At 55.7% G+C, this 22,435-nt stretch carries 23 protein-coding genes and 1 riboswitch; of the genes, 20 read left to right on the forward strand and 3 right to left on the reverse strand.

Features of this window, described 5'->3' with window-relative positions:
• Positions 1–99 precede the first annotated feature (99 nt).
• The 20 genes from rpsF (at position 100) to ACXAE6_RS18455 (ending at position 19,556) form a co-directional block, all read left to right on the forward strand.
• Positions 100–546, forward strand: a complete 447-nt coding sequence (rpsF, locus tag ACXAE6_RS18360; protein ID WP_392806075.1) for a 30S ribosomal protein S6 — start codon at positions 100–102, stop codon at positions 544–546.
• A gap of 17 nt (positions 547–563) precedes the next feature.
• A complete protein-coding gene (rpsR, locus tag ACXAE6_RS18365) occupies positions 564–791 on the forward strand; it encodes a 30S ribosomal protein S18 (RefSeq protein ID WP_108125226.1) in 228 nt (75 codons plus the stop codon).
• A 65-nt stretch (positions 792–856) separates the two neighbouring features.
• On the forward strand, positions 857–1,672 hold the full coding sequence (locus tag ACXAE6_RS18370) for a hypothetical protein (protein WP_475152737.1): 816 nt from the start codon (positions 857–859) through the stop codon (positions 1,670–1,672).
• Positions 1,673–1,682: 10 nt separating this feature from the next.
• Positions 1,683–2,132 carry a 50S ribosomal protein L9 gene (gene rplI / locus ACXAE6_RS18375; protein ID WP_475152740.1) on the forward strand — a complete coding sequence of 150 codons (450 nt, stop codon included), beginning with the start codon at positions 1,683–1,685 and terminating at the stop codon, positions 2,130–2,132.
• Positions 2,133–2,400: 268 nt separating this feature from the next.
• On the forward strand, positions 2,401–3,798 hold the full coding sequence (gene dnaB, locus ACXAE6_RS18380) for a replicative DNA helicase (protein ID WP_392806065.1): 1,398 nt from the start codon (positions 2,401–2,403) through the stop codon (positions 3,796–3,798).
• On the forward strand, positions 3,795–4,880 hold the full coding sequence (gene alr, locus ACXAE6_RS18385; RefSeq protein WP_475152747.1) for an alanine racemase: 1,086 nt from the start codon (positions 3,795–3,797) through the stop codon (positions 4,878–4,880). The genes dnaB and alr overlap by 4 nt, the downstream gene beginning before the upstream one ends.
• A 269-nt stretch (positions 4,881–5,149) precedes the next feature.
• Entirely contained in the window at positions 5,150–6,634 is a 1,485-nt protein-coding gene (gene mqo / locus ACXAE6_RS18390; RefSeq protein ID WP_475152752.1) for a malate dehydrogenase (quinone), read from the forward strand.
• A 239-nt stretch (positions 6,635–6,873) separates the two neighbouring features.
• On the forward strand, positions 6,874–8,163 hold the full coding sequence (locus tag ACXAE6_RS18395; RefSeq protein ID WP_475152756.1) for an NCS2 family permease: 1,290 nt from the start codon (positions 6,874–6,876) through the stop codon (positions 8,161–8,163).
• A gap of 119 nt (positions 8,164–8,282) precedes the next feature.
• On the forward strand, positions 8,283–8,813 hold the full coding sequence (locus ACXAE6_RS18400) for an adenine phosphoribosyltransferase (RefSeq protein ID WP_475152762.1): 531 nt from the start codon (positions 8,283–8,285) through the stop codon (positions 8,811–8,813).
• A gap of 69 nt (positions 8,814–8,882) precedes the next feature.
• Complete coding sequence (locus ACXAE6_RS18405) at positions 8,883–9,878, forward strand: YhdH/YhfP family quinone oxidoreductase (RefSeq protein ID WP_475152767.1); 996 nt, start codon at positions 8,883–8,885, stop codon at positions 9,876–9,878.
• Positions 9,875–10,576, forward strand: a complete 702-nt coding sequence (ung, locus tag ACXAE6_RS18410; protein WP_475152772.1) for a uracil-DNA glycosylase — start codon at positions 9,875–9,877, stop codon at positions 10,574–10,576. The genes ACXAE6_RS18405 and ung overlap by 4 nt, the downstream gene beginning before the upstream one ends.
• A gap of 403 nt (positions 10,577–10,979) precedes the next feature.
• Positions 10,980–12,902: a PrkA family serine protein kinase gene (locus ACXAE6_RS18415; RefSeq protein ID WP_475152776.1), complete on the forward strand. Its 1,923-nt coding sequence runs from the start codon at positions 10,980–10,982 to the stop codon at positions 12,900–12,902.
• Positions 12,903–12,981: 79 nt separating this feature from the next.
• On the forward strand, positions 12,982–14,262 hold the full coding sequence (locus tag ACXAE6_RS18420) for a YeaH/YhbH family protein (RefSeq protein WP_392806042.1): 1,281 nt from the start codon (positions 12,982–12,984) through the stop codon (positions 14,260–14,262).
• On the forward strand, positions 14,259–15,797 hold the full coding sequence (locus ACXAE6_RS18425) for a SpoVR family protein (RefSeq protein ID WP_475152780.1): 1,539 nt from the start codon (positions 14,259–14,261) through the stop codon (positions 15,795–15,797). Before ACXAE6_RS18420 ends, ACXAE6_RS18425 begins: the two co-directional genes overlap by 4 nt.
• Positions 15,798–15,838: 41 nt before the next feature.
• Positions 15,839–15,986, forward strand: a riboswitch (molybdenum cofactor riboswitch).
• The gene (moaA, locus tag ACXAE6_RS18430; protein ID WP_475152785.1) at positions 15,975–16,943 is read left to right on the forward strand and encodes a GTP 3',8-cyclase MoaA; all 969 of its coding nucleotides are present in this window, start codon (positions 15,975–15,977) and stop codon (positions 16,941–16,943) included. (Overlaps the previous riboswitch by 12 nt.)
• Positions 16,944–16,966: 23 nt before the next feature.
• Positions 16,967–17,506, forward strand: coding sequence for a molybdenum cofactor biosynthesis protein B (gene moaB / locus ACXAE6_RS18435; RefSeq protein ID WP_475152787.1), 540 nt, complete (start codon positions 16,967–16,969; stop codon positions 17,504–17,506).
• Complete coding sequence (gene moaC, locus ACXAE6_RS18440; RefSeq protein ID WP_475152793.1) at positions 17,503–17,976, forward strand: cyclic pyranopterin monophosphate synthase MoaC; 474 nt, start codon at positions 17,503–17,505, stop codon at positions 17,974–17,976. The genes moaB and moaC overlap by 4 nt, the downstream gene beginning before the upstream one ends.
• A gap of 60 nt (positions 17,977–18,036) precedes the next feature.
• Positions 18,037–18,288, forward strand: a complete 252-nt coding sequence (locus tag ACXAE6_RS18445) for a MoaD/ThiS family protein (protein ID WP_392806029.1) — start codon at positions 18,037–18,039, stop codon at positions 18,286–18,288.
• Between the two features lie 7 nt (positions 18,289–18,295).
• The gene (gene moaE / locus ACXAE6_RS18450; protein ID WP_475152798.1) at positions 18,296–18,775 is read left to right on the forward strand and encodes a molybdopterin synthase catalytic subunit MoaE; all 480 of its coding nucleotides are present in this window, start codon (positions 18,296–18,298) and stop codon (positions 18,773–18,775) included.
• The gene (locus ACXAE6_RS18455) at positions 18,762–19,556 is read left to right on the forward strand and encodes a phosphotransferase family protein (protein ID WP_475152801.1); all 795 of its coding nucleotides are present in this window, start codon (positions 18,762–18,764) and stop codon (positions 19,554–19,556) included. The genes moaE and ACXAE6_RS18455 overlap by 14 nt, the downstream gene beginning before the upstream one ends.
• Here ACXAE6_RS18455 and ACXAE6_RS18460 read toward each other — a convergent pair.
• From ACXAE6_RS18460 to ACXAE6_RS18470, 3 genes are all read right to left on the reverse strand, one after another.
• Positions 19,517–20,419 carry an acyltransferase gene (locus ACXAE6_RS18460; RefSeq protein WP_475152804.1) on the reverse strand — a complete coding sequence of 301 codons (903 nt, stop codon included), beginning with the start codon at positions 20,417–20,419 and terminating at the stop codon, positions 19,517–19,519. The genes ACXAE6_RS18455 and ACXAE6_RS18460 overlap by 40 nt on opposite strands.
• 74 nt (positions 20,420–20,493) lie before the next feature.
• The gene (locus ACXAE6_RS18465; RefSeq protein WP_475152808.1) at positions 20,494–21,600 is read right to left on the reverse strand and encodes a peptidoglycan -binding protein; all 1,107 of its coding nucleotides are present in this window, start codon (positions 21,598–21,600) and stop codon (positions 20,494–20,496) included.
• Positions 21,601–21,603: 3 nt separating this feature from the next.
• Positions 21,604–22,431: a hypothetical protein gene (locus tag ACXAE6_RS18470; RefSeq protein ID WP_475152812.1), complete on the reverse strand. Its 828-nt coding sequence runs from the start codon at positions 22,429–22,431 to the stop codon at positions 21,604–21,606.
• Positions 22,432–22,435 lie beyond the last annotated feature (4 nt).

Below are 22,435 nucleotides of genomic sequence, written 5' to 3' on the forward strand. Positions count from 1 at the left end.
AAGCTATGTATACAAGCTATGTATAAAGGCGTCGTGCGTTAACTCCTTACCTTACTGTGGTGTTGCCACAGGAGGTTGTATAACCCGCAAGGAGATCCTATGCGTCATTACGAAATCGTTCTGCTGGTTCATCCTGACCAGTCTGAACAGGTACCGGCCATGATCGAGCGCTACACCTCGGTCATCACCGACAAAGGCGGCAAAGTACACCGCCAGGAAGATTGGGGCCGCCGTCAACTGGCTTTCCCGATCGACAATGCTCATAAAGCTCACTACGTGCTGCTGAACATCGAAGCTGACAACGAAGTCATCGACGATCTGAAGAGCACCTTCCGCTTTAACGATGCCATCATCCGCAACATGATCATGCGCCGTAAGGACGCTGTGACTGAAGCCTCTCCGATGATGAAGAGCGTCGAAGCCAAGAAAGCGAAAGATGAAGCTCAGGCTGCCGTTGCTCGCACTCGCTCTGAACAGGATGACGACGTCGAAGACGATGACGTTGACCTGGACGACCAATCCACCGAGCAGGCTGACGAAGCCTAAGTTAAAGGAGCATTGTTATGGCCCGTTTTTTCCGTCGCCGTAAGTTCTGCCGTTTCACTGCAGAAGGCATCAAGGAAATCGATTACAAAGATGTAGACCTGTTGAAAGGTTACATCACTGAAACCGGCAAGATCGTACCGAGCCGGATCACTGGTACCCGTGCCCGCTATCAGCGCCAGCTGTCTTCGGCGATCAAGCGTGCTCGCTACCTGGCTTTGCTGCCTTACACCGACAGCCATCAGTAAGATCGTCGGGTAAGGGGAGGTTCCTGCTTATGTTGGGCTTTGCTCGCTTTGCGATGAAAAGCCGATTGAACGCAGGAGTTCTCGCCGCAGGTTTGGCCGTGCTGCCGATGCTTTATGCACTCAGCGCGGCACTGGTGGCACTGGTCGCATTGCGACAAGGTGCTACCGCCGGCACACGAGTACTGCTGGCCGCTATGGCTGGCGCTCTGGTGAGCTGGCAACTGACGGGCATGGTGCTGCCCCTCTTGGTTCTGCCGTTGACCGCCGTCCTGGCTCTGGCCATGCGACGCTGTCAGGACTGGTCTGCCTTGCTGCTGGTTGCAGCAGCGTTGGGCATCGTTCTGGCGATCATCGCGCAGCAACTGATGGGCGATCGGTTTGCCGCTATCGTCAGCCAGATACAGGCTGTGATGGCATCCGATCCGCAGCAGATGGGCTGGCAGGTGCTCGAAGCCATCAAGCCATACGCCGCCTATTTGGTGGTCACGGCTGAGGTGTTCGAAGCGCTGTTGTGTGTACTGCTGGCGCGTTATTGGCAAGCCGGGCTTTATAACCCCGGTGGCCTGCGTGCTGAGTTCCACCGCCTGCGCATCGGCGGACGGCCCTTGTGGCTGTTGCTGGGCGCGATCATCGTCAGTTGGTGGTTACAGCCTGCGGCTTTGTTGTTGTTATTGCTGCCTTTGGTTTTTGCCGGGGCAGCGCTGGTTCACGCTTTAGTGACCAGACAGAAATTGGGTGGGCAATGGTTGGTGGCGTTTTATTTGGCCATCATCCTGTTCAATCAGTTCATGTTACCGTTACTGGTTCTGGTAGCCGTTGCCGATGGCGCTGTCGATTTCCGGGCGCGACTGGCAAAACAGCCGGATCAGGACGATAAATGAGGTAAGCGAGATGGAAGTTATCCTGCTTGAGAAAGTTGGCAAGATGGGTGTTCTGGGTGACACCGTAAACGTCAAAAGCGGTTATGCCCGCAACTACCTGGTGCCGCAAGGCAAGGCAGTGCCGGCAAGCAAAGACAACGTTAAGTACTTCGAAGAGCGTCGTGCTGAACTGGAAAAAGCTGAAGCCGAAAAACTGGCAGCAGCCCAACAGCGCGCTGAGAAACTGGCTGAAATCGAAGTCACCGTTGCCGCTAACGCGGGCGACGAAGGCAAGCTGTTCGGTTCTATCGGTCCGCGCGATGTCGCTGACCTGATCACCGCTGCCGGCGTTGAAGTCAGCAAGTCTGAAGTGCGTATGCCCGAAGGTCCGATCCGTGCCACTGGCGAATACAACATCGCCATCCAGGTGCATCCGGATGTCGACGCTGAAGTGCATATTATTGTCGTACCAGAGGCGTGATTAATGGGCGCCTAGCGCCCATTGCTTGACGCTGAACGGGAGACGGTAGACGCCATTTAGGTGTTTCCCGGCTCCCGTTTTTTATTGCCACCACCTGTTCCAAACCAGTGAAGGTGCAAAACGCACTTTGCGTCTCACGTCCGGGCGGCGTACCACTCCCGTCAAACGTTTGCCGCTAAAAGCGTCTCTCGTTTCCCGTCTAGCGTCTCCCAATTTTCCCCCCAACCCGCTACCATAACCGCCCACTTTAGCCATACCGCCGTACCCCATGACTGATGCTTTAGAAGACGATTTGTTCGCTGGCGACGATGTTGCCAATTTGCGCGTGCCACCGCATTCGCTGGAGGCGGAGCAGTCGGTGTTGGGTGCCTTGATGATCGACAACAGTCAGTGGGACGGTGTTGCCGAAGTGTTGATGCCGGACGATTTTCATCGCGGCGAGCACCGGCAGATTTTCCGCATGATGATGAAGCTGTCGGACCAGACCCAGCCGCTCGATGTCATCACCCTGGGCGAAGCGCTGGAGACGGAAAAGCAGCTCGAAGCCGTTGGTGGCATGGCCTATCTGAACGATCTGGCCGATAACACCCCCTCGATTTCCAATCTGCTGGCCTACGCCAAGATCGTCCAGGAACGTTCGGTGCTGCGACGGCTGATTCGCGTCGCCAACGACATCGCTTCCAAAGCCTACGATCCGCGTGGCCTCGATGCCGAAACCCTGCTCGACGATGCTGAGCGCCAGGTATTTCAGATTGCTGAGCAGCGCCCCAATCAGGGCGGTCTGGTGCACGTCAATCCGCTGGTCGATAGGGCGCTGGAACGCATCGACGAGTTGCTGCATTCCGACAGCGACCTGACCGGTGTTTCCACTGGTTTTGCCGACCTCGACACCATGACGACCGGCTGGCAAAGCGGTGATCTGGTGATTCTGGCAGCCCGACCGGCCATGGGTAAAACCACCTTCGCCATGAACATGGTCGAAGAGGCGGCGTTGAATCAGGAAAAGCCGGTGGTGGTGTTCAGCCTGGAGATGCCCGCTGACCAGTTGATCACCCGTTCCATTGCTTCTCTGGGTCGCCTGGATATGGGTCGGGTGCGGACCGGTAAGCTGCACGACGATGATTTCCCCAAGCTGACCAAGGCGGTCAACCTGCTCAAAGACCGCAAGCTGTTTATTGACGATACGCCGGGCATCAGCCCCACTGAGATGCGCAGTCGTATACGGCGGCTGGTGCGTGAACATGGCGATGTCGGTCTGGTCGTGGTCGACTATTTGCAGCTGATGAAAATTAAGGGTTTTACCGAAGGCCGTACTAACGAAATTTCGGAAATCTCGCGCTCCCTCAAAGCCATTGCCAAAGAATTTGAATGTCCGATCGTGGCCCTGTCGCAGCTTAACCGTAGCCTGGAACAGCGACCCAACAAGCGCCCGGTCAACTCCGACTTGCGGGAATCCGGTGCGATCGAACAGGACGCCGATATCATCCTCTTTATCTACCGCGATGAAGTCTATAACGAAGACTCCAAAGACAAGGGCACCGCTGAGATCATCATCGGTAAGCAGCGGAACGGTCCTATTGGCACCTGTCGACTGGCCTTTATCGGCAAGCACAGCCGCTTCGAAAACCTGGCGCCCGACCAATACGGCGACTGGCAGAGCGAATGAGCCGGGGAACTTGCGCCACCATTGATGCCCGTGCCCTGACTGCCAATCTGGCGCGGGTACGCGAACTGGCACCCAACAGCCGGATCTGGGCGGCGATCAAAGCGGACGCCTATGGTCATGGTGCCATTAACGCCACTCGGGCCTTAGCCGATGCCGACGGTTTTGCGCTGGCAACCTTCGGTGAAGCCAAACAGTTGCGCGATGAGGGTGTCACCAAGCCATTGATCCTGCTCGAAGGCACGGTCGATGCGGACCAGGCGCGTCAGGCGATTGAGTTAGGTTGTACCAGCGTCGTGCACCAGGCTGATCAATTGGCTCAGTTGGAATCCTTGGGGCCGTTGGTGCGCCAGCAATCGCTTTGGCTCAAAGTCGATACCGGCATGCACCGCCTGGGTGTGGCGCCTGAGTCAGCGATAGATTACTGGCAACGCTTGTCGGCGCTCAGCGATCAGCCCGTTGGCCTGATGACGCATTTTGCCGCCGCCGATGATGTGGATCCCAGCGCTACCCAAGCTCAATTGGAAGCCTTTGCCCGCGCAGAGCAGGGCGTCGAAAATGCTCCGGCAAGCCTTGCCAATTCGGCTGGTATTCTGGCCTGGCCGGCCAGTCACCGCGACTGGGTAAGACCCGGCATTATGCTCTACGGCGCCTCGCCGGGCTTTGCTAAAACCGGCGAGCAACTGGGCCTGACACCCGCCATGACGCTGACCGCACCGGTGATAGCGGTGCGCGATGTGCCCGAAGGCGATGGCGTCGGTTACGGCCACCGCTGGCGCGCAACTAAACCCAGCCGCATCGCTACGCTGGCCATTGGCTATGGCGATGGTTATCCGCGACATGCCCCCGATGGCACGCCGGTCTGGCTCTGTGGTCAGCGCGTGCCGCTGGTGGGCAAGGTGTCGATGGATATGCTGACGGTCGATGTGACCGAGCTCGGTGAGGTTCAGGTGGGCGACCAGGCGCAGCTGTGGGGAGCCCAGCTGAGTGTCGATGAGGTGGCCCGGCATATCGACACCGTCGGCTACGAATTACTGACCCGAATCTCCACCCGAGTACCGCGTTATTGGCGCCACCTGGATTGATTTCCGACCCTCGTCCATAAGCCAAATGGATGAGCGGTTGCCTCCTTTTTATTCAAGACTTCTATAACAAAATCCGTATAATGCGCCTCGATCGCCAAGAAATCGGATGCTTCGGGTTAGCAAACACTCGCTTTAAAAACAGCATCCACAGGCGGTCCAGAATCACGAAGTCGGGCATGGAGTCTACACTCCACTACGGCCGCTCAAGGATGACCTTTCGCCATCGGCCCGCTTCATCTCCGCTTTTATCAGCCATGGGCGAGACCGTAATGACCGCAACCAAAGCAGATGTAGTCCTGGTAGGGGCCGGCGCGATGAGTGCCACCCTGGGCATGTTGTTGAAGCAACTCGATCCCAACCTGAACATCCTGATGATTGAAAAGGGCAGTGCCGTTGCGCTGGAAAGTACCGATGGTTGGAATAACGCCGGTACCGGCCATGCCGCCTATTGCGAATTGAACTACACGCCGGTGATGGCCGATGGCAGCATCGACACCACCAAGGCGCTGAACATCAACTCCGCTTTCGAAGTCAGCCTGCAGTTTTGGTCCTATCTGGTGGAAAGTGGCGCCTTGCCTGATTCCAAGGCCTTTATTAATCGGGCACCGCACAAGAGCTTCGTCTGGGGTGACGACAACGTCGCCTTTTTGCGCAAACGCTATGAAACGCTCAAGGCGCAGCCGCTATTTGCCGAAATGGAATACAGCGAAGATCCGGCCGTACTCAGTCAGTGGATGCCACTGGTGATGGAAGGTCGTGATACGCACCAAAAAGTGGCGGGAACCCGCGTTACTCACGGTTCCGATGTCGATTTTGGGGCATTGACCCGACTGTTGGTGAAGCATCTGGAAACGCAGGACGGCTTCGAACTGAAGTTGAATACCGAAGTTACCGACCTGAACCAGAAAGCCGATGGCTCCTGGGCCATTACTCTGAAAAGTGCCGCAGGCGGCTATCAGGCGGTGGACTGCAACTTTGTGTTCCTCGGCGCCGGTGGCGGTGCTTTGCCGTTGCTGCAAAAATCCGGTGTCAGTGAAGGCCACGGCTATGGCGGTTTTCCGGTCAGTGGCCAATGGCTGGTGTGCCGTAAGCCCGAAGTGGTCGAAAAGCATCATGCCAAGGTCTATGGCAAGGCGCCGTTGGGGGCGCCGCCAATGTCAGTGCCGCACCTCGATACGCGCATTATCAATGGTGAAAAAGCTCTGTTGTTCGGGCCGTTTGCCGGCTTTACCACCAAGTTCCTCAAGGCAGGTTCCTTCCTGGATTTGCTCAAATCGGTGCGGCTGAACAACCTCTGGCCGATGCTGCGTGCTGGCCTGGCCAATATGGACCTGACCCGTTATCTGATCAGCGAAGTGCTGCAGTCGCATAAATCACGCGTTGCTGCGCTGCGCAAGTTCTATCCTGAAGCGCGCGATGAAGACTGGGAACTGGCCATTGCCGGTCAGCGTGTGCAGATCATCAAGCGCGATCCTAAAACCGGCGGTAAGCTGGAGTTTGGTACCGAAGTGATTGCCACCAAAGATGGCTCTCTGGCCGCCTTGTTGGGTGCATCACCGGGTGCTTCAACCGCTGCTCAGACGATGATTAACATCATCGAGCGCTGCTTCGCCGATCGTCTGGCTGAACCGGCCTGGCGTGAAAAATTGACCACCATGGTGCCATCCTACGGTCAGTCACTGATCGACAATGCGGAACTGCTCAAACAGGTCCGCAGCCGCACCTTGAAGACGCTGCAATTGAACGGCGACTGATCACACTCTTCGCTCCATCAGAAAGGCACCCACACCATTCGGTCTGGGTGCCTTTTTGCTTCTGGCACAGCTCCTGCTTTACAAAATGTTGACCGATTGGTCCAGAGGTGCCTGAGCGCGGAAATTCTGCGAAACTTGCCGCGCTCGCCGGGCCGCTGGGCTCTGGGTTCCAACGATAACAACGATCATGCCGGTCACTCTGCTTTCCACCGCGACTGGCAGTCACCAAGGAGTCTTAAATGCTGGAAAAACTCTTCAAGCTGAAAGAGTTGGGGACCGATGTCCGTACTGAAGTGCTGGCCGGGATTTCGACCTTTCTCACCATGGCTTACATCATCGTCGTCAATCCGGGCATTCTGTCCGAGACCGGCATGCCGTTTGAGGCCGTCTTTATGGCGACCTGTATTGCTGCAGCGCTGGGTACGGCCATCATGGGTCTGTTCGCCAACTATCCGGTCGCGCTGGCACCGGGCATGGGTCTGAATGCCTTCTTCACCTTTGGTGTGGTCTTTGGCATGGGCCAGAGCTGGCAGGTTGCCCTGGGCTGCGTGTTCTGGTCGGGCATCATCTTTATGCTGATCAGTATCCTTAAAGTGCGTGAGTGGATCATCAATGCCATTCCGGCCTCGATGAAAACCGGTATCGCCGTCGGTATTGGTTTGTTCCTGGCGTTGATCGGCCTGCAGGGTGCCGGTGTGGTCGTCAACAATGACGCCACTCTGGTGGGCCTGGGTGATGTCACTTCACCTCAGGTGGTGCTGGCCTTCCTCGGTTTTGCCCTGATTGCAGCGCTGCACCATCGTGGCATTACCGGTAGCGTCATCATCGGCATTCTGGCCACCACCGTTGTCGGTGCGTTCTTTGGTCTGGTCAGCTTCAACGGTATCGCGTCGGTACCGAGCGGCCTGGGTGCGACCTTCCTGCAGCTGGATATTTTCGGTGCTCTGGAACTGGGTCTGTATTCGGTTATTTTTGCCTTCCTCTTTGTCGATCTGTTCGACACCTCTGGCACCCTGGTTGCCGTGGCCAAAGAAGGTAAATTGCTCGATTCTGATGGCAAGCTGCCGCGCCTGAACCGCGCTTTGATGGCCGACAGCTCGGCCTCGGTTGCCGGTTCCCTGCTGGGTACGTCTACCACCACCAGCTATATCGAAAGTGGTGCGGGTATCGCCGTCGGTGGCCGCAGTGGTCTGACGGCAGTGACGGTTTCTGTGCTCTTCCTGCTGGCGCTGTTCTTCTCGCCGCTGGCGCTGATGATTCCGTCCTACGCCACCGCGTCTGCGCTGATTTTCGTGGCGGTGCTGATGGTTTCCTCCATCGCTTCCATCGACTGGAAAGACATCACTGAAGCGGCTCCGGTGGTTATCACTGCCTTTATGATGCCGGCGACTTACTCCATTGCCGAAGGTATCGCTGCGGGCTTCCTGTCTTACGCCGTTATCAAACTGCTGGCTGGCAAGGGCAAAGAAGTGAACATTGCGGTTTACATCATCTCTGCGCTGGCGCTGATCAAATACATCTGGATCTGATCAATAATTGCCAGGCATTGAATCAGGGCCCTGCAGGGCCCTTTTTTATGGCCGCGAGCCGGTCGTCATCGCTGCGGTCGATCGTTACAATATTGGCTGATCAGAGCAGAGAATCCTCAATGTTTAACCCCAAAGACCATATTCGCACCGTTCCCGACTGGCCTCAGCCAGGCGTGCAGTTTCGTGATATCACCACCTTGCTGTCCGATGCCAAGGTGTTTCGTCAGTTGATCGATGCCTTTGTACATCATTATTACGATCAACCGCTGGACGCCATTGTCGGCATCGATGCGCGCGGTTTTATTCTCGGCGCACCCCTGGCCTATGAACTGAAAACCGCCTTTATTCCAGTGCGTAAAAAGGGCAAGTTGCCCTTTGAAACCTACGAAGAATCCTACGAGCTGGAATACGGCGAAGCGGTATTGCAGGTACATGCCGATGCGCTGAAGCCCGGCCAGCGTGTGGTGATTATGGATGACTTAATCGCCACTGGCGGAACCCTGGCGGCGACCTGCAAGCTGGTTGAACGTCTGGGCGCCGAGATCGTTGAATGTGCCGCCATTGTCGATTTGCCGGACCTCGGCGGCAGTCAGGCGATCCGCCAGGCGGGGCACTCGGTGTTCACGCTGTGTGCCTTTGACGGCGACTGACCCAAGGTCGCATAGAGGCGTCGGATTCAGCCTGTTAGCCTGCGGCAAAGTGCAACAGTGGAGACGGTTATGACTTCATTTCGGGCCATGAGAATTCATCTGACCGATAACGGCGTTAGCCGCTTTATCGAAGAGCGTACCCTGGATGATCTGCCCGCCGGAGAGGTGTTGATCCGGGTGCACTACAGTTCGCTCAACTATAAAGATGCGCTCTCAGCCAATGGCCATAAAGGCATCAGTCGGCACTATCCGCATACACCCGGCATCGACGCCGCCGGTAAGGTGGTTAGCGACAGCAGCGATACCTTTGAGGCAGGCACCGAAGTTGCTGTCATCGGTTTCGATCTGGGGATGAATACCGATGGCGGTTTCGCCGACTATATTCGCGTGCCCAAGGGGTGGGTGATGGGGTTACCGCCAGGTTTGTCGATGGCCGATTCGATGCGTCTGGGTACGGCCGGCGTGACCGCTGCCTATGCCTTGGAAAAACTGCTCGATAATGGTTTGAAGTCCGAGCAGGGTCCGGTTCTGGTGACCGGCGCGACCGGTGGTGTCGGCACCCTGGCGGTGCATTTGCTGGGTTCTCTGGGTTATGACGTCACCGCCGTGACCGGTAAAGTCCAGGCTCATGATTGGTTGCGCAGTCTCGGCGCCAGTGAGGTACTGCCGCGGTCGCAACTGGCCGATGCACAAGCTAAGGCATTGCTGGCTGAAACCTATGCGGGCGCCATCGATACCGTTGGTGATACCACCCTGGTGAATATTCTTAAAAGCCTCAAGTTCGGCGGCACCGTGGCCGCCTGCGGTATTGTCGGTGGTACCGCCGTGCCGACCGACATCTATCCGTTTATCCTGCGCGGCGTCAATCTGGTGGGGATCGCCAGTGCTGATGAATCTTTGGCGGCGCGTCAGCGCGTGCTGGGCAAGTATGCCGGTCTGTGGAAATTACCGCGCTTGCACGAGCTGTGTGACAGCCTGCGTCTTGATGAGGTCGAAGCGCGCATCGAAGCCATGCTCGCTGGCCAGATTCAGGGCCGCGCGCTCATTGATATGGAGGCACCGTGACAGTGGCATCCTGGCAGTTGAACCTGACTCAGGCACCTTTGGCTGAAGGCTGGGCCGAGCAGTTGGTCAGCGAATTTGCATTGCCTTATATGGAACGCTTGCAGCAGTTTCTCAGTGCGCAGGCGGCGTCTGGAAAGACAATCTACCCGCCGGATAACCAGGTTTTCCGGGCTCTGGAATTGACGCCTTTTGAGGCCGTCAAGGTGGTTATTCTGGGGCAGGATCCTTATCACGGCCCCAGCCAGGCTCATGGTTTGAGCTTTTCGGTGCAAGATGGCGTTAAGCTGCCGCCCAGTCTGCTGAATATCTATAAGGAACTGGAGCAGGACGTCGGCATTAGCCGGCCAAACCATGGCGATCTTAGCTCTTGGGCGCGGCAGGGTGTGCTGTTACTCAACTCGGTGTTGACCGTTGAACAGGGCAATGCCGGTGCTCACCAGGGCAAAGGCTGGGAGAGTTTTACCGATGCGGTGATCGAACGATTGAACCGCGAACGTGATCAACTGGTGTTTATGTTGTGGGGCAGTTATGCCCAGAAAAAGGGCCAGTTTATCGATAGAGAGCGACACTGTGTGCTGCAGGCGCCGCATCCATCGCCTTTATCGGCCCATCGTGGCTGGTTTGGCAGCGGGCATTTTTCCGCTGCCAATGTCTATCTTCGCGGCACCGGCCAGACGCCGATCGACTGGCAACCCTGACAGCAGGCGGCGTTGGTTGATCGTTGTAAAAGCGTTCTGAAATTGACGCTGACCGGTTAAATATTGACGCCCTGATTCAGTGCTGCGGTTGCAACGGCAACTGCTAAGCAGCCAATAATTCAAGCGTTATTTTTTATCATTATTATCAGGCTTGAACTGTAAAGACCTCCAGAAAAAGCGTGAAAATTCAGCACTCTTGATTCGACTGCGCTAGTCTAGAACAAGACAAAGAAAGAAATTAGATGGCGCAGTAGAACACTGTAAAAAATCCGGTTTCGGCATTGGCATGAAGAATGCTCCATTAAGCCAGTGAATGTCTGTTACGCCTTCGGGTGTTTCATGAATCCATGACATGATCATTCAGGGAAAGAACCGAAGCCGTGTTTCTTTCAAGGGGGTCTAGATGGATATATTTAAGCAGTATCAGTCTCGTTACGAAGCTCGCCAGCATGAAGAGTATTCGCTGGAAGAATACCTGCAGCTGTGCAAAGACGATGCGATGGCTTACGCCTCGGCACCGGAGCGAATGCTCAAAGCCATAGGCGAACCGGAGGTTATCGACACCGCCAAAGACTCTCGTCTCAGTCGCATCTTTTCCAACAAAATCATTCGCCGTTACCCAGCCTTTGAAGAATTTTATGGCATGGAAGAACCGATCGAACAGATCGTTTCCTACTTCCGCCATGCCGCCCAAGGCCTGGAAGAGAAAAAACAAATCCTCTATTTATTGGGCCCGGTCGGTGGCGGTAAGTCGTCGCTGGCGGAACGCCTTAAACAGTTGATTGAGACGGTCCCGTTTTACGCTATCAAAGGATCGCCAGTCTACGAAAGCCCGCTGAGCCTGTTTGATGTCGACGAAGACGGCGGCATTCTCGAAGAACGTTACGGCATTCCGCAGCGTTATCTGCGTTCCATCATGTCGCCCTGGGCAGTCAAGCGTCTGCATGAGTACGGCGGCGATATTTCCCAGTTCCGGGTGGTCAAACTTTACCCATCCATCATCGATCAGGTGGCGGTTGCCAAGACCGAACCGGGTGATGAAAACAACCAGGATATATCCGCGCTGGTCGGTAAGGTCGACATTCGCAAGCTGGAAGACTATCCGCAGGATGACCCGGATGCCTACAGCTTTTCCGGTGCCTTGTGCAAAGCCAATCAGGGTTTGATGGAATTTGTCGAGATGTTCAAAGCGCCGATCAAGGTGCTGCATCCGTTACTGACCGCGACTCAGGAAGGCAACTACAACGCCACCGAAGGCATGAGTGCGATTCCATTCAGCGGGACCATTCTGGCGCACTCGAACGAATCGGAATGGCAGCAGTTTCGCAATAACAAAAACAACGAGGCGTTTCTTGACCGGGTTTATATCGTTAAGGTGCCGTACTGCGTTCGCGTCAGTGAAGAGATTAATATCTATCACAAGCTGATCGAAAACTCCTCGTTGCGCGATGCACATTGTGCGCCGGATACACTGCGCATGATGGCACAGTTCTCGGTGTTGTCGCGTCTGAAAGAGCCGGAGAATTCCAACCTCTATTCGAAGATGCGGGTCTACGATGGCGAGAACCTGAAAGACACCGACCCCAAAGCCAAGACAATCCAGGAATATCGAGACTCGGCCGGCGTCGATGAAGGCATGGACGGTCTGTCGACGCGCTTTGCCTTCAAGATTTTGTCGAAAGTTTTCAATTTTGACGCCACCGAAGTTGCCGCCAACCCGGTACATCTGCTCTACGTGCTCGAAGATCAGATTGAACAGCAACAGTTTCCGCAGGAGGTGCACGATCGCTACCTGGCGCATTTGAAAGAGTTTCTGGCGCCTCGTTATGTCGAGTTTATCGGTAAGGAAATTCAGACTGCCTATCTGGAAAGTTATTCCGAATACGGCCAGAACATCTTCGATCGCTACGTCACCTACGCCGATTTCTGGATTCAGGATCAGGAATACCGTGATCCGGAAACCGGGGAAATTCTGGATCGTGGTGCTCTGAATGAAGAGCTGGAGAAGATCGAGAAGCCGGCGGGCATTTCCAATCCCAAAGACTTCCGCAACGAGATCGTCAACTTCGTGCTGCGCGCCCGTGCTAACAACGAGGGTCGCAACCCGAGCTGGCAGAGTTATGAGAAGTTGCGTGCGGTGATCGAGAAGAAAATGTTTTCCAATACCGAGGACCTCTTGCCGGTCATTTCCTACTCAGCCAAGTCGTCCAAAGATGACGAGAAAAAACATCAGGATTTTGTACGTCGCATGACCGATCGCGGCTACACCGAAAAGCAGGTGCGTTTGCTCAGTGAATGGTATCTGCGAGTGCGTAAATCATCCTGAACCTTGTCGGCCCGGTGCAACCAACGACCGGGCCAACATTCGACTCTGATGGCCGCAAGGCCCTGCATGAGGTCGAGCTATGATCAACAGCTATGTTATTGACCGCCGCCTAAACGGCAAGAATAAGAGTGCCGTCAATCGGCGTCGTTTTCTCGAACGTTACCGTAAGCACATCAAAAAAGCGGTCAATGAAGCCGTGAATAAACGCTCCATAACCGATATGGAGCACGGCGAATCCATCTCTATTCCCTCAGAAGATATTCATGAGCCGGTCTTTGGTCACGGCCAGGGCGGAACCCGAACCACCGTTAATCCGGGCAATAAGGAATTCAGCACTGGCGATCGGGTGCGCAAACCTCAGGGCGGCTCCGGCCAGGGGCAGGGTGGTCAGGCGTCGAACAGCGGTGAAGGGCTGGATGATTTTACCTTCACCATCACCCAGGATGAGTTTCTGGAGTTTCTGTTTGAGGATCTGGAGCTGCCCAACCTGGTGCGCAAAGACCTCAAGCAGATGAGTGACTTTGTCTATCGTCAGGCCGGCTTTACCAGTCAGGGTGTGCCCAACCGCATCAACATCGTCCGTTCCATGCGTAACGCCCAGGCCCGGCGGATCGCTTTAAGCGGCAAGTCGCGTCGTCGCGTTAAAGAGCTGAAGGCTTTAATTGAGCAGGAAGAGGCGAAAGACGAAGCCCTGCGCGATGGTCAGCAATTAGCCGACTGGCTGGAAGAAAAACAGCAACTGGAAACCAAAATAAAACGGCTGCCCTTTATTGATGATTTCGACCTGCGCTATAACCGCAGCGAGAAGGTACCGATTCCAAGCAATGCGGCCGTTATGTTCTGCCTGATGGATGTATCGGGTTCGATGACCCAGAACACCAAAGACATGGCGAAACGGTTTTTCCTGTTACTCTATATGTTTTTGCGCCGCAATTACGAAAAAATCGAAGTGGTGTTTATTCGTCATCACACCAGCGCCAAGGAAGTGGACGAAGAAGAGTTTTTCTACAGTCGGGAAACCGGTGGCACCATAGTCTCCAGTGCCCTGCGCATGATGCATGATGTGATTAAAGACCGTTACCCGCCCAGTGCCTGGAACATCTATGCTGCCCAGGCATCGGATGGCGACAACTGGAATGATGATTCGCCACAGTGTAAGGATTTACTAGCCAACTATCTGATGCCCTTGGTGCAGTATTACTCCTATATCGAAATCACCCCACGTGATCACCAGGCGTTGTGGTATGCCTACGAAGATGTCCGGGCGGAACACCCTGAGCATTTTGCCATGGAGCAGATTATCGATCCGGGCGACATCTATCCGGTGTTCCGCCAGTTGTTTCAGAGGAAATCCGCATGACCAACAAACCGATCTCCACCGGTAGCGAATGGACCTTTGAACTGATCCAGGAATACGACGCCGTTATTGCTGATATCGCTCAGGAATTCCGGCTCGATACCTACCCCAATCAGATTGAAATCATCAGCTCCGAGCAAATGATGGATGCCTATTCATCCATTGGCATGCCGGTTGGCTATCACCATTGGTCGTACGGCAAACAGTTTCTGCAAACGCAGCAGAATTATCAGCGTGGCTTTATGGGTCTGGCCTATGAAATCGTGATTAATTCCAGCCCCTGCATTGCTTATCTGATGGAAGAAAACACCATGCCGATGCAGGCGCTGGTGATCGCTCATGCTTGCTACGGCCACAATTCTTTTTTTAAAAATAATTATCTGTTCAAGACCTGGACTGACGCTACTGCCATTATCGATTATCTGGTGTTCGCCAAGAATTATGTGATCCAGTGTGAAGAGCGTTATGGCGTTGCTGAGGTTGAGCGTATTCTGGATTCCTGTCACGCCCTGCAAAATTATGGTGTCGATCGCTATAAACGACCATCGCCGATTTCGGCCGCTGAGGAACGTGCTCGTCAGGAAGAACGCGAAGCCTATATGCAGCAACAGGTGAACTTGCTGTGGCGCACCATACCGACGCCGGAAGATAAATCCGAGGCCAAACAACAGTCCCACTATCCGGCGGAACCCCAGGAAAATCTGCTTTACTTTATTGAGAAGAACGCGCCCTTGCTGGAGCCCTGGCAACGCGAGCTGGTGCGCATTGTGCGCAAGCTGGCGCAGTATTTTTATCCGCAACGTCAGACCCAGGTGATGAACGAAGGCTGGGCCAGTTTCTGGCACTACACCCTGATGAATGAACTCTATGACCGAGGCTACATCACCGAAGGTTTTATGATGGAATTTCTCGCCAGCCATTCGGCCGTGGTGTTTCAGCCGCCTTATGATTCGCCTTACTACTCAGGGCTGAACCCTTATACGTTGGGCTTCAATATCTACCGTGACCTGAAGCGTATCTGCCAGGAACCGACTCAGGAAGACCGCGAGTGGTTCCCGGAAATCGCTGGCAGTGACTGGCTCGATACGCTGCATTTCGCGATGGAAAACTTCAAGGACGAGAGCTTTATTCAGCAGTTTCTGTCGCCCAAGGTGATGCGTGACATGCATCTGTTTGCCGTTTTCGATGACGAAGATGAGAGCGAATACCGCATCAGTGCCATTCACGATGAACGGGGTTATCGCAAATTGCGCGCTTTGCTGGCCGAGCAGTACAACCTGTCCAACCGTGAGCCCAACATTCAGGTCGTCGATGTTAATTTGCGCGGTGACCGTGCGTTAACCTTGCATCACCGGAGGCACAACAATATCCCGCTGAATCAGGATGCCGAGGAAGTGTTACGGCATTTGCATCGCTTATGGGGCTTTGATGTCCACCTGCACTCCTTCGATGGCGACACCTTACGCCAGAGCTATCACCTGCCTCCAGTAGACAACACCGGTGACAAGGTGTTCGAAGACAACATGAAATTTGTCTGAACCCGACGCACCCATGGTCACCGTCTGTCGTCTGCACTAAACTCATGGAACCTCACCGAGCCCGGTCGGTCTAAGTTACGCTAACGGCGTAATACGACTGTCGGGCCTCGTTCATTGCGATGGACGACAGGGTGCGGCGGGAAACTGCCTCGCCTCCCGACTTTGGAAAGGTGGAACATGCTGCAAGATGCTCTAGGCCGTCGCTTCTACTATTTGCGACTGTCGATTACTGACGTGTGCAACTTTCGTTGCCAATACTGCCTGCCCGATGGCTATCAGGGACGTCCTGAAGACGCCTTCCTGAGCCTGTCTGAAATGCGCCAAACGCTGACGGCTTTTGCCGCCCTGGGTACCGAAAAAGTCCGCTTGACCGGTGGCGAACCCAGTTTGCGTCGCGATCTGCCACAGATCATTGAGATGGCCGCAGCGACACCGGGAATTCGCCAGGTCGCGATCACCACCAATGGCTACAAACTGCCCAAGCATATTGAGCGCTGGCAGCAGGCGGGTTTGACCCAGTTGAATGTGTCGATCGATAGCCTTGATCGGCAACAATTCCATGACATAACCGGCCATGATCGCCTCGAGGAAGTGCTCGCCGGCATCGACCGGGCTATCGAGCTGGGCGTCAATACCAAGGTCAACGCCTTGTTGATGCGGGGATTGGACGATCAACTGCCCAGCTTTCTGCACTGGCTGAAACAGACTCCGGTGACGCTGCGCTTTATCGAAGTGATGCAGACCGGCGATCAGCAGGTCTTTTTCCGGCAACATCATCGCAGTGGCCAGGGTGTTAAAGACTGGTTGCTGGATAATGGCTGGCAGCCGGTATTACGTACCCGTGATGCGGGGCCGGCGGAGGAATTCTGGCACCCGGATTACGCCGGCCGTATTGGTTTGATCATGCCTTACAGCGCGGATTTTTGTGATTCATGCAATCGTTTGCGGGTGTCCAGTACCGGTCGCTTGCATCTGTGTCTGTTTACCGATCAGGGCTTGGATATTCGTCCCTGGATGCAGGAAGACGTTGAGTCTGCGCAGTTGCAACAACGTCTTGTTGAATTGATCCAGCACAAGGCACCGAGTCATCTGTTGCACGAAGGTGACAGCGGCGCGACGTCCAACCTCAGCATCATCGGAGGCTGAGGCTTTTTGTTAGAGGAGAACAGATGAGCCAGGTTGCTTCCCAGATGGTGCCGCTGAAGATGGCGATATTGACGGTATCCGACACCCGCGACAGCAGCACCGATACCTCCGGCCAATTGTTGTTTGAGCGCGCCACCGAAGCCGGACATCAGGTGGTGGAACGCAAAATTGAGAAGGATGACCTTTACGCCCTGCGCATGCACCTGTCACGCTGGATCGCCAGCGATGAGATTCAGGTGGTGTTACTGACTGGCGGCACCGGCTTTACCGGCCGCGATTCCACACCGGAAGCGGTTAAGCCGTTGCTTGATAAAGAAGTCGAAGGTTTTGGCGAGTTGTTTCGTCAACTGTCCTATCAGGACGTTGGCACCTCGACAGTGCAGAGCCGTGCGCTGGCGGGTTTGGCAAACGGTACCCTGGTGGTCTGTCTACCGGGCTCGACCGGCGCCTGTCGCACCGGTTGGGACGGCATCCTGGCGCAGCAGTTGGATGCCCGTCATAAACCCTGTAACTTTGTGACGCATTTGAAAGGCAAGACCAAGGTGAGCGGACAGCCAGCATGAGTGAATTCAGCCATCTGGATCGCCGTGGTAACGCCAATATGGTCGATGTCACCACCAAGGCGGTGACCACTCGTGAAGCCCGCGCCGAAGCCTATGTTTATATGAACGCTGAGGCACTGCAGCGCATTGCTGATGGCAACCACCACAAAGGCGATGTCTTTGGGGTCGCCCGGGTGGCGGGTATCCAGGGTGCCAAGCAGACATCACAGCTGATCCCGCTGTGTCATCCGCTGATGTTGACTAAGGTCGCAGTGGACTTAAGCCTGGAAGTGGATCAAGGTCGAGTACATATCGAGAGCTGGTGTAAGCTCGACGGTAAGACAGGAGTGGAGATGGAGGCGCTGACGGCCGCCTCTATAGCTGCCTTGACATTGTTCGATATGGTCAAGGCGCTGGATCCTGCCATGCGCATCGAAGGACTGAGAGTACTGGAAAAGCGCGGTGGCAAGAGCGGGCACTGGCAAGCCTGAGTACCAGGGACCGGACATGGGGCCGCCGGTGCGTTTCATTCATGCAACCGGACACAATCAATGAAGACCGTGCAACTGAAATTTTTTGCTCGTTTACGCGAACAACTGGGTATTGCTGAGATCGCCATTCCGGCCGATCAGGCACCCAATCTCGACAGCCTGATGAACTGGCTGCAAACTCAACACCCTCATTGGCGCGAAGCACTGCAACAGCCGTTGACCCGGGCGGTTAACGAAGAAGTGGTCAATGGCAATGTCGACCTCAATCCCGGTGATCAGGTGGCGTTCTTTCCGCCGGTGACCGGTGGCTAACGACGCCATGCGCGTGATACGCGTGCAGGCGGAAGCCTTCGATATCCAGCAGGAATACGATGCACTCTGTGCCGGCAACCGTGAAGATGGCGCCGTGGTGTTCTTTGTCGGCCGGGTGCGCGATATGAATGACGGCGAAGCCATTACCGGTCTGCATCTGGAGCATTACCCCGGCATGACCGAAAAAACGCTGGCCAACATTGCCGAGCGTGCCGCCCAGCGTTGGCCACTGAATCGAATTCGTATTACTCACCGTTATGGCGAGCTGTATCCGTCGGATGCCATCGTCTTTGTTGGCGTATCCAGCCCGCACCGTCAAGCCGCGTTCGACGGCGCTGCATTCATCATGGATCATCTGAAAACCGAAGCGACCTTCTGGAAGAAAGAGAAAACCCCCAACGGCAGTCATTGGGTGTCGTCGCGCGATAGCGATCAGCAGCGTCTGGCGCGTTGGCAGCAAGACGGAGCCGGTGGTGAGCTCGACTGATTTATCGGCCATGGGCCAAGCGCGGGTAGAGCAGCAGCTTGTCGATGGTCGAGTGGCCATACGTAAAGGCCCGCTGACCCGCACTGAAGATTATTTCTACCGCTACCTGACTCACCGTTCAGACTTTCAGGGACCTTTAGTTCCCGAGGTGTTGGGCTGGGAAGGTGACGCCGTTTTGCTGGAGTGGATTCCCAACCCCATCGCCGCCAATGAAACGCTTAAGGCTGACCTGCTCGGTTCGCTGTCGCGCCTGCATGCCCAGTCGATCAGCGTTCCCAGTGACTGTCTGTTTCGGTTCAACTGGACAACGCAACAACTCGAGCGTGCCCTAGTGCATTTTCCGGCTGAACAGAGAGCGCCGATTCGACAGCAATTGCAGCCCTGCTATCAGGAGGTTGATGCCTTGCTGGCGCCACAGCTACTGATCTCGGGTGACAGTAATCATGGCAACTGGGGGCGTCGCGCTAACGGTGAGGCGGTGTTGTTCGATTGGGAGCGGCTCGGCCGAGGTTCGCCGGCGATTGATCTGGCGCCGTTGATCCCGGGGCTGTCGGGCGAACCGGTGGTAACCGAGTACGTCCGCTTGTATCGCTCAACCTGGCCGGCCTGCCCGTTTTCAGAGACCAGGCTGGTGCGCCAGGTGTTGCAGACGATGGCGCTGGTGGCTATTGAAGTCGTCAATATCCTGCATGATCGCGCCAACGCCGAGGCCCGGCGCTATCAGCAGTGGTTTAACCAGCATTACTTGGGGTGGTTAGAAAGTATTTCGTCCAGCAGTTGATCTTTGCGTTCCCACATTTGACTGATCCAGCGCTGGAATTCTATGCGGAAGCTGGGGTCGTTCTGGTAATCGCCCTTGGTGAAATGCGCCGGAATATCGATCTCTTCCACCCGCACGATAACTTCCCGCATGCGCCCGCACATCATATCCCAGAAGGTGGGAGCACCCGCCGGATAGGCGATGGTGACATTGGTCAAGGCACTGAACTTGGTGCCCAGGGCGGCGATGGTAAATGCCAAACCACCGGCTTTGGGTTTTAGCAGGTGTCGGTAGGGTGACTTCTGCTGATCATGTTTTTCCTGGCTGAAACGCGTGCCTTCAATAAAGTTCATCACACTGGTGGGCGTCTCAGAAAATCGCTCACAGGCTTTTTTGGTCGCTTCCAGATCTTGCCCGGCTTTTTCCGGGTGTTTCTTCAAATAAGATTTCGAATACCGCTGCATAAAGGGAAAGTCCAGCGCCCACCAGGCCTGGCCGGCAACCGGCACGAGCATCAGATCTTTCTTGATAAAGAATTTGAGCAACGGAATCTTGCGGTTATACATTCGGAACAACACAAAAATATCCGCCCAGGACTGGTGGTTGGCCGTCACCAGATACCAGCCTTTGGGATTGAGCTGGCCAAGACCCTCGACATTCCAGCGGGTGCGATGAAAAGTACGCATCCACCACTGAATACCCGCCATCCAGACAATCGCGACTTCAGCCAGTGCGGTTTGAAAGAAGTTACGCGTGGCGCGAAAGCGGATAACCGCCCGCAGCGCAATAAAGAGATAGAGGAAGACCCCCACGGTCAGGGTGTAAACCACGAGGGCGATGGCAGCAATGGCACCGTGAAGGTTACTCAAAAGGGCTCGGATCATGGTTGCTATCGATCAAAAAAAGGGCGGTTATGGTAAAAGAAGGGGGCGATCGAAACAAATGCCGCAATGGCTGGTTAACGCTCGGTCAATTTAATCTCAATGCGACGGTTGCGCGCAAATGCCGCTTCGGTGTCTGCCGGGTCCAGTGGGTGATGTTCGCCAAAGCCGGCAGCGGCGAGGCGCTCAGCGGGAATGCCTTGTTCGGCCAGATAGCGCACCACAGAAACGGCGCGGGCGGTCGACAGCTCCCAGTTCGAGGCGAAGCGTTCAGTACTGATCGGGCGACGATCGGTGTGGCCATCGATACGCAGTATCCAGCCCAGATCGGCAGGTATTTCATCGGCAACGGCAATCAGGGTGTTAGCGACCTTGGTGAGTTCGCTTCGGCCATCCTCGCCGAGCGTGGCCGAGGCCGATTCAAAAAACAGTTCCGACGGCAGCACGAAACGATCGCCTTCGATACGGATATCGGGGTTGTCGACCAACACCTGGCGCAGCCGGCCAAAAAACTCTGAGCGGTACTGCTCCAGCTCATTAACACGTTGCGCCAGGACGGTATTCAAGCGCTCCCCCAGGTCTGCCAGTTCGCTCTCGCTGGCTGCTCTGGCGGCCTCTTCGGCGGCCAGGGCGGCGCTGATTACATCGAGCTGCTCACGCAACTGTGCAATCTGGCGGTTAAGGCGTTCCACTTCGGCGCGGGCGCTGGCAGAGAGCGTTCGTTCTTCATCCAGTGATTGGCGACTGCTGGCGAGGCTCGATGCCAATTCATTCAGGCGTTCATCGCGAGCCGTCAGTTGCGCTGCCAGGTCTTCATTTTGCTCGTTTAACTCGGCCAGGTCGTCGCGCTGGGCTGCCAATCGGGCTTGATCGTCTTCACTTTGGGTCTGTAAAGCAGCGAGGGAGGCAGTCAGTTCCGCGCTGCGCGTCTGGCTTTGTTCCAGCGCCGAGCGCAGCTGCTCGTTATCGCTGCGCTCCAGGCGCAAGGCGGCAGCGATATCGGCTAGCTGAGCGTTTAATTGACTGAGTTGATCGTCGCGGTTGGCCACCGTCTGTGCCAGGAAAACCTGCGCCAGAGTAAACACCATCACCACAAATACCAGCAGCAGCAGCAAGGCCGATAACGCATCGACAAAGCCGGGCCAGATATTTAAAGCGGTGGACGGGCGACGACGGCTGGCCATAGATTAAGGCTCGTCGGTAAAGCCGAGTTGGCGTTTGAGCTGGCGGTTTTCGGCTTCCAACCGTTGCAGTTGTTCGACCAACTCTTCCGGCGATAACGCATCGGTCAGCAATTGAGCGTTGTCGCTGTTGATGTCGACCAGATGCGTCAGGCCGGTCAGCCATTCTTCCAGACTGTTGAAAAAGCGGTTCTGGGCGTGGCCGGCCTGGATGTCGAGAAAGCCCAGCACCAGCGAACCACCCAGGCCAAACAACGAAGAACTGAAGGCGGTGCCCATGCCGTCGAGCGGTTCCAGTAGACCGGCCTGCAGATCGCGGAACACCTCGTTAAAGGGCCGGTCACCGAGGTTCAGATCGAGGATTACGCTGCCAATGGCATCGATGGTGCCCAGTAAACCCCAGAAGGTACCGAGCAGACCGAGGAAGACCAGCAGGCCGATCATATAGCGCGACAGTTCGCGCGCTTCATCGAGCCGGGAGCGCACGCCATCGAGCAGGGTGGTGAGCGACATCGGCGACAGCGTCACTCGTTCGTGTTGCAGATCGTCGCCCAGTTGGCGCGCCAGAGGTTTGAGCAGTTTGGGGGACACATTGCCATAGGCATTGCCACGGCCGGTGCGAAAGCGCGCCACCCACTGCATTTCCGGCAGCAGGCGCACCACCTGACGATAACTCATCACGATGCCGGCCAGCAGCACCGCCAGAATCAGACCGTTGAACACCCAGTTGGCCATAAAAGCCTGGCTCAGCGGTTGGTAAATCAGACCGCAGATGGCTAAGACGATGGCCAGATAAAGACTCATCCAGATCAGGCTTTGCTTGGGATTGTTCATGCTC

It is taken from the genome of Saccharospirillum sp. ABV4_185 (genome assembly GCF_056159245.1).

Coding starts and splice junctions, on each gene's coding strand:
- rpsF (WP_392806075.1), top strand. CDS start 100: ATGCGTCATTACGAAATCGTTCTGCTGGTTCATCCTGACCAGTCTGAA.
- rpsR (WP_108125226.1), top strand. CDS start 564: ATGGCCCGTTTTTTCCGTCGCCGTAAGTTCTGCCGTTTCACTGCAGAA.
- rplI (WP_475152740.1), top strand. CDS start 1,683: ATGGAAGTTATCCTGCTTGAGAAAGTTGGCAAGATGGGTGTTCTGGGT.
- dnaB (WP_392806065.1), top strand. CDS start 2,401: ATGACTGATGCTTTAGAAGACGATTTGTTCGCTGGCGACGATGTTGCC.
- alr (WP_475152747.1), top strand. CDS start 3,795: ATGAGCCGGGGAACTTGCGCCACCATTGATGCCCGTGCCCTGACTGCC.
- mqo (WP_475152752.1), top strand. CDS start 5,150: ATGACCGCAACCAAAGCAGATGTAGTCCTGGTAGGGGCCGGCGCGATG.
- ACXAE6_RS18395 (WP_475152756.1), top strand. CDS start 6,874: ATGCTGGAAAAACTCTTCAAGCTGAAAGAGTTGGGGACCGATGTCCGT.
- ACXAE6_RS18400 (WP_475152762.1), top strand. CDS start 8,283: ATGTTTAACCCCAAAGACCATATTCGCACCGTTCCCGACTGGCCTCAG.
- ACXAE6_RS18405 (WP_475152767.1), top strand. CDS start 8,883: ATGACTTCATTTCGGGCCATGAGAATTCATCTGACCGATAACGGCGTT.
- ACXAE6_RS18415 (WP_475152776.1), top strand. CDS start 10,980: ATGGATATATTTAAGCAGTATCAGTCTCGTTACGAAGCTCGCCAGCAT.
- ACXAE6_RS18420 (WP_392806042.1), top strand. CDS start 12,982: ATGATCAACAGCTATGTTATTGACCGCCGCCTAAACGGCAAGAATAAG.
- ACXAE6_RS18425 (WP_475152780.1), top strand. CDS start 14,259: ATGACCAACAAACCGATCTCCACCGGTAGCGAATGGACCTTTGAACTG.
- moaA (WP_475152785.1), top strand. CDS start 15,975: ATGCTGCAAGATGCTCTAGGCCGTCGCTTCTACTATTTGCGACTGTCG.
- moaB (WP_475152787.1), top strand. CDS start 16,967: ATGAGCCAGGTTGCTTCCCAGATGGTGCCGCTGAAGATGGCGATATTG.
- moaC (WP_475152793.1), top strand. CDS start 17,503: ATGAGTGAATTCAGCCATCTGGATCGCCGTGGTAACGCCAATATGGTC.
- ACXAE6_RS18445 (WP_392806029.1), top strand. CDS start 18,037: ATGAAGACCGTGCAACTGAAATTTTTTGCTCGTTTACGCGAACAACTG.
- moaE (WP_475152798.1), top strand. CDS start 18,296: ATGCGCGTGATACGCGTGCAGGCGGAAGCCTTCGATATCCAGCAGGAA.
- ACXAE6_RS18460 (WP_475152804.1), bottom strand. CDS start 20,419: ATGATCCGAGCCCTTTTGAGTAACCTTCACGGTGCCATTGCTGCCATC.
- ACXAE6_RS18465 (WP_475152808.1), bottom strand. CDS start 21,600: ATGGCCAGCCGTCGTCGCCCGTCCACCGCTTTAAATATCTGGCCCGGC.
- ACXAE6_RS18470 (WP_475152812.1), bottom strand. CDS start 22,431: ATGAACAATCCCAAGCAAAGCCTGATCTGGATGAGTCTTTATCTGGCC.